The organism is Halorubrum sp. SD683, from assembly GCF_002135045.1.
Lineage (GTDB): Archaea > Halobacteriota > Halobacteria > Halobacteriales > Haloferacaceae > Halorubrum > Halorubrum ezzemoulense.
This window is the reverse complement of sequence record NZ_NEWJ01000116.1, coordinates 1-5,280: the sequence shown is the minus strand read 5'-3', so window position 1 is coordinate 5,280 and position 5,280 is coordinate 1. Positions and strand designations below refer to the sequence as shown.

Sequence of the window (5,280 nt, the reverse complement as noted above, 5' to 3'; positions counted from 1 at the left end):
ACATAGAGGCATTATTTTATAAGAGATTAATAAAAATAGATTCGAAGTAAACAAATTTGACGAGGAAGTATTTACCTCCGAGCCGGCTACCCGCGGGTATGACAGACTGGCGCGCCGTCGGCTACGGCTTCGTCGTGATGCTGATCGCCGGGCTGCTGGCCACGCTCGTCCCCGTCGTGGGCCACGTCGGCGCGGGACTCATCGGCGGGTTCGTCGCCGGCTACGTCGCCGCCGGCGGGCTGCTCTCCGGCTTCTGGCACGGCCTGCTCGCGGGCTCGGTGAGTGGCGTGGCCGTCACGCTCCTGCTCGCCGCGTTCGGCGGCCTCGTCGGACTGGCCGGTGGCCCACTCGGAAGCCTGCTCGGTGGCGCGGGGGTCCTCGTCGTCGGGCTGTTCCTGACGCTGCTGTTCGCGGTCGACTCGGCGCTTGCGGGTGCTATCGGCGGCGTCCTCGGATAGCGGGATCGGCTCGAAGCGGTCCGTCGCTGCGGGGCTCCGGTATCTTATTACAATAGAACCGCGGACGCGACGGGACCGGCCGCCCCGCGACCGGAATTCACGCGCTCTCGACGGCGTCGAGGACCGCCTCGTAGTCCGGCTCGTTGGTCGGGTCGTCGGCGACCCAGTCGAAGACGACCTCGCCGTCGTCGTCGATCACGAACACGGCGCGGTTCGCGATGCCGTGGAGGCCGAGTTCGGCGATGTCGATCTCGAGGTCGTACGCGCGGATCGCGTCGCCGGCCATGTCGCTCACGAGGTCGAACTCGATCCCGTGCTCCTCGCGGAACGCGCCCTGCGAGAACGGCGAGTCGGCGCTGATCCCGAAGAGGGTCGCGCCGGCCTCCGCGAAGGCGTCGGCGCGCTCCTGGAAGGCGATCATCTCGTTCGTACACGGCGGCGTGAACGCGCCGGGGAAGAACGCGAGCACGACCGGCCCGTCGCCGATCTCCTCGTCGAGGTCGAACGGCTCGTGGTCGCTCGTGCCGACCGTCGCGGTGAACGCGGGTGCGTCGTCACCTGTGGATACCATCGACTCTCGATACGGCTGATTCACGCAAAAGCCTTGTCGCGACCTCGTTCGGTGCCGGTATTGGCCCGCTACCGTCTCGGGCCGAACCCGCACCGAGTCACTCGCGGTCGAGGTACTCCTGTTGGATGTCGACGATCTCGCCGGAGTCCTCGCAGTCGGCGTACCGGCGGAGCGGCTCCGCGTTGAGTTCGAGGAACGTCTCGCCCCACGTGAACTTCGACAGGGCGCGCTCGGCGCGGTCGCGCTCGCCGAGAATCACCAGCGCCGCGGCGAACGCCTCGACGGTGGTGAGCCGCATCGGACGGCCGAAGTTCACGGGGTTGGCGGCGACGAGGTAGGGCAGCGCGCGGTGCTCGCCGGGGAGCGAGAACATCTTCTCGCCCGCCGACTCCCACGAGCAGTCGAGCGCGACGAGCGCGGTCTCGGCGGCCCGCTCGGCGTCGACGGGCGAGAGCGCGCGCTCGGCGTGGGGGTTGAGGACGACCCCGTACGGCGTGGCTCGGTCCGAGCGGTGGAGCTCGGCGAGGTCGAAGCGCGCGAGCTTCCGGGCCGTACACTTGTCGGGGTCGTCGTCGCCCTCGTACCGGACGTGGAGGTCCACACTCGGCGTTCGACGGAGTCGCGTATAAGCCGTACGGACGCCGTCGGCAGAAAAAATGCGGGTGGTCGACGCCCGCGCGCCGTCACGGGGCGCGGGTCTGCGTCACGATCGGTTCGCCGTCGTCGGCCTCTTCGGGGACGCGCGTCCGCGTCCCGATCGGAGCCGATTCGCCTTCGGTTGTCAGTTCGTTCATCGCGTTTTACAGTATTTACTCGGTGCGTAAAAAATTTTGGCTGAAATACCTATTACCCGCCCTTTGTCCTTATATAGACATGGTTTTTTGGTATTTATACCAACGAATGTTTTAGCAAATGCTATTTTTGTGCCTGATCAAACGCGCCAGTTATTCGCCAGTCCGCCGCGAATCGGACTCCGCCGCTTCGTCCCGATACCGTCAAACCGGCCCGGTACCGGCGGGGTTTTTCCTCGTCGCCGCGCAGGTGATCGTATGGAGCTGTTCGCGGTTCCGGACCTCCCGGAGATCCGGGAGGGAGACGACCTCGCGGCCATGATCGGCGAGCGCGTCGACCTCCGCGAGGACGACGTGGTCGTCGTCGCCAGCACGGTCGTCTCGAAGGCCGAGGGACGCGCCTTCGACCTCGACGACTTCCCGGCCGGCCCCCGGGCCCGCGAGGTCGCCGACCGGCTCGCCGAGATAGCGGACGAGGAGAAGGATCCGCGCTTCGCGCAGGCGGTCATCGAGGAGTCGACGGAGCTGGTCATGGAGGCGCCGTTCCTCCTCACCGCGACGCGCTTCGGGCACGTCGGCGTCAACGCCGGCATCGATCGCTCGAACGTCCCGGACGGCGACCTGCTGCTGCTCCCGGAGCGCCCCACCGAGAGCGCGGAGCGCATCCGCGACGGACTCGCGGCCGACCGCGTCGTCGTCAGCGACACCTCCGGTCGTCCCTTCCGGCACGGCCAGCGCGGGGTCGCGATCGGCTGGGCCGGGCTACCCGCCAGCCGCGACTGGCGCGGCGAACGCGACCGCGACGGCCGCGAGATGGGCGTCACCGTCCAGAACGTGATCGACGAGCTCGCCGCCGCCGCCAACCTCGTCGCCGGCGAGGGCGCGGGCGGCACCCCGGTCGTCGTCGTCCGGGACTGGGAGTTCGGCGACCACGACGGCTCGGACAATCACTTCCGCGAGGTCGAGGGCGACTTCGTCCGGCAGGCCCTGCGGGAGTGGACCTTTCAGGAGTAACCATGCTCGGAATCGAACTCACCCCAGAACACGAGCTGTCTCGCCTCGTCGACCTCGGCGTCCGCGCCGAGGAGGCCGGCTACGACGCCGTCTACTCGACGTGTCACTACAACAACCGCGACCCGTGGGCGTTCCTCTCGCGGCTCGCGGCCGCCACCGACTCGGTCCGGCTCGGTCCGGGGGTCGCCAACCCCTACGAGACCCACCCGGTGACGCTCGCGTCGAAGGTCGCGACCCTCGACGAGGCCTCCGAGGGGCGCGCCGTCTTCGGGCTCGGCCCGGGCGACCCCTCGACGCTCGCCAACCTCGGCCTCGAAGACAAGCGCGGGCTCCGCTCGGTGCTGGAGGCGTTCAAGACCGCACAGCAGCTCTGGGCCGGAGAGCGCGTCGACCACGAGGGCACCTTCGACGCCGCGGACGCCGGGCTCAACTACGAGCCGCCGCAGGGCGCGGACATCCCGGTCCACGTCGGCGGCGAGGGGCCGCACATGTGTCGGATGGCCGCGAAGCACGCCGACGGCCTCCTGTACAACGGCTCGCATCCGAAAGACCTCGCGTGGGCCCGCGAGCAGGTCGACGACGGCCTCGACGACAGGCCCGATAGCCGGGGCGAGTTCGACCTGATCGCCTACGCCGCGGTGTCGGTCGCCGAGGACGAGGCCGCCGCCCGCGAGGCCGCCCGGCCGCCGGTCGCGTTCATCGCCGCGGGCGCGGCCCCGCCCGTCCTGAAGCGCCACGGGATCGACCCCGACGCCGCGAGCGGGATCGGTGACCGCGTCTCGGCCGGCGAGTTCTCCGCCGCCTTCGAGCGCGTGACCCCCGAGATGGTCGACGCCTTCTGTATGGCGGGCACCCCCGAGACCGTCCGCGAGCGCGCCGCCGCCGTCGCCGAGCACGCCGACGGCCTCGTCGTCGGCTCGCCGCTCGGCCCGGACCTCGAGGCCGCCGTCGACCTCGCGGCCGAGGCGGTCGACGGGCTGTTCTGAGGTCCGTCGACCTCGCGGCCGAGGCGGTCGACGGGGGCTGTTCCGGGCCGCGTCGACGAGGGCTGTTCCGGGCCGCGTCGGCGGCGGCGGTTCCGGGCCGCGTCGGCGGCGCCCGCACTGCTTTCACGCACGCCGGCGGCGGATTCTCGCCCGCTGACAATCGAGAATCGCTGCTGATAACGCCGGCGGGAGGTTCATAACCCGTTCTCGTCGAGGGCGAAGCATGTCCACGACACGACAGCGCCGCCCGGGTGTCCGCGGGCGGTACGAGGCCCTCCTGTGGCGGACGATGGACGCGCTCGGCGTCACCGAATCGATAGAGCGCAAGGTCGTCACGGCGGTCGGCATCCAGTTTCTCGTCACGGTCGGCATCTTTCTCACTCAGTTTCTGATCTCGGGGACCGCCGCGTACGTCGTCTCGGGGGCGCTGTTCCTCGGCGCGGTCGTCGCCATCTACAACACGCTGCTCATCGTTCGACAGGACTTCGTCGGCCCGATACGCGCGCTGGAGCGTCAGGCGGAGGCGATCGCCGCGGGGAATATCGACGACGCGCGTGAGCCCGACGCGACCGGGTCGTCGGGCGGCGACGCCGCGGGCGCCCTCGACCCGACCCAACCCGACGAGATCGGGAGCCTCGTCGGCGCCTTCGGCGAGGTCCACGGGTACCTCACGACCGTCTCCGCGCAGGCGGAGGCCCTCGCCGATCAAGAGTTCGACGACCCCGCGCTCGACGAGGAGGTCCCGGGCGCCTTCGGGGCGTCGCTCGACGAGATGGCCGAGAACCTCGCGGCCTACACCACCGAGCTGGAGGCGCTCGTCGACGCCTTCGGCGACGCCGCCGAGCGCGCGCAGGACGGCGACCTGACGGCGACCATCGACGGGGACGCGCTGGCGACCGACGAGGGCCGGTACGTCGAGATCGTCGACAACTACAACCGGCTCGTCGCGACGCTCGGCGAGACGGTCGGCGAGGTCGGCGGGTTCACCGCCGACGTGGCCGGGGCCGCAGACGAGGTGCGCGCGAGCATGGACGAGGTCGACGACGCGAGCGGCGAGGTCGCGCGCTCGGTCCAGGAGATCTCCGACGGCGCGGCCGAGCAGACGGACGAGCTGGAGGCGATCGCGAGCGAGATGAACACGCTGTCGGCGACCGTCGAGGAGATCGCGGCGAGCGCCGACGACGCGGCCGAGACCGCGCGCGACGCCGCCGAACGCGGTCGCTCCGGCCGCGAGGAGGCGGCTGAGGCGATCGCGGAGCTTGAGACGCTGGAGACGCGGATCGGCGAGACGGCGGCCGCGGTCACGGACCTCGCGGACCGGGTCGGCGAGATCGACGAGATCGCGGCCGTGATAGACGAGATCGCGGAGGAGACCAACCAGCTCGCGCTGAACGCCTCCATCGAGGCGGCGCGCACCGACGGCTCCGGCGACGGGTTCGCGGTCGTCGCCGACGAGGTGA

General features: G+C 70.2%; 6 protein-coding genes. 4 read left to right on the top strand and 2 right to left on the bottom strand.

The window, feature by feature from the left end; all coding sequences use genetic code 11:
• Nucleotides 1-98 precede the first annotated feature (98 nt).
• Nucleotides 99-458 carry a DUF5518 domain-containing protein gene (locus tag B9G49_RS15605; RefSeq protein WP_049931553.1) on the top strand — a complete coding sequence of 120 codons (360 nt, stop codon included), beginning with the start codon at nt 99-101 and terminating at the stop codon, nt 456-458.
• Between the two features lie 97 nt (nt 459-555).
• Here the strand turns inward: B9G49_RS15605 and B9G49_RS15600 are convergent, their stop codons facing one another.
• Both B9G49_RS15600 and B9G49_RS15595 read right to left on the bottom strand, forming a co-directional pair.
• Nucleotides 556-1,029, bottom strand: coding sequence for a redoxin domain-containing protein (locus B9G49_RS15600; protein WP_086216983.1), 474 nt, complete (start codon nt 1,027-1,029; stop codon nt 556-558).
• A gap of 97 nt (nt 1,030-1,126) precedes the next feature.
• The gene (locus tag B9G49_RS15595; protein ID WP_086216982.1) at nt 1,127-1,630 is read right to left on the bottom strand and encodes a DUF367 family protein; all 504 of its coding nucleotides are present in this window, start codon (nt 1,628-1,630) and stop codon (nt 1,127-1,129) included.
• 448 nt (nt 1,631-2,078) lie between these two features.
• On the opposite strand from B9G49_RS15595, the gene B9G49_RS15590 reads away from it, so the two are divergent.
• The 3 genes from B9G49_RS15590 to B9G49_RS15580 form a co-directional block, all read left to right on the top strand.
• The gene (locus B9G49_RS15590; RefSeq protein ID WP_086216981.1) at nt 2,079-2,834 is read left to right on the top strand and encodes a coenzyme F420-0:L-glutamate ligase; all 756 of its coding nucleotides are present in this window, start codon (nt 2,079-2,081) and stop codon (nt 2,832-2,834) included.
• A 2-nt stretch (nt 2,835-2,836) separates the two neighbouring features.
• A complete protein-coding gene (locus B9G49_RS15585; protein ID WP_086216980.1) occupies nt 2,837-3,820 on the top strand; it encodes a 5,10-methylenetetrahydromethanopterin reductase in 984 nt (327 codons plus the stop codon).
• A gap of 289 nt (nt 3,821-4,109) precedes the next feature.
• Nucleotides 4,110-5,280 (top strand): methyl-accepting chemotaxis protein (locus tag B9G49_RS15580; protein WP_086216984.1); only part of this gene is annotated, 1,171 nt, incomplete at its 3' end.

Excerpts from the sequence above, each read along its gene's own strand:
- B9G49_RS15605 (WP_049931553.1), top strand. The coding sequence starts at position 99 with ATGACAGACTGGCGCGCCGTCGGCTACGGCTTCGTCGTGATGCTGATC.
- B9G49_RS15600 (WP_086216983.1), bottom strand. The coding sequence starts at position 1,029 with ATGGTATCCACAGGTGACGACGCACCCGCGTTCACCGCGACGGTCGGC.
- B9G49_RS15590 (WP_086216981.1), top strand. The coding sequence starts at position 2,079 with ATGGAGCTGTTCGCGGTTCCGGACCTCCCGGAGATCCGGGAGGGAGAC.
- B9G49_RS15585 (WP_086216980.1), top strand. The coding sequence starts at position 2,837 with ATGCTCGGAATCGAACTCACCCCAGAACACGAGCTGTCTCGCCTCGTC.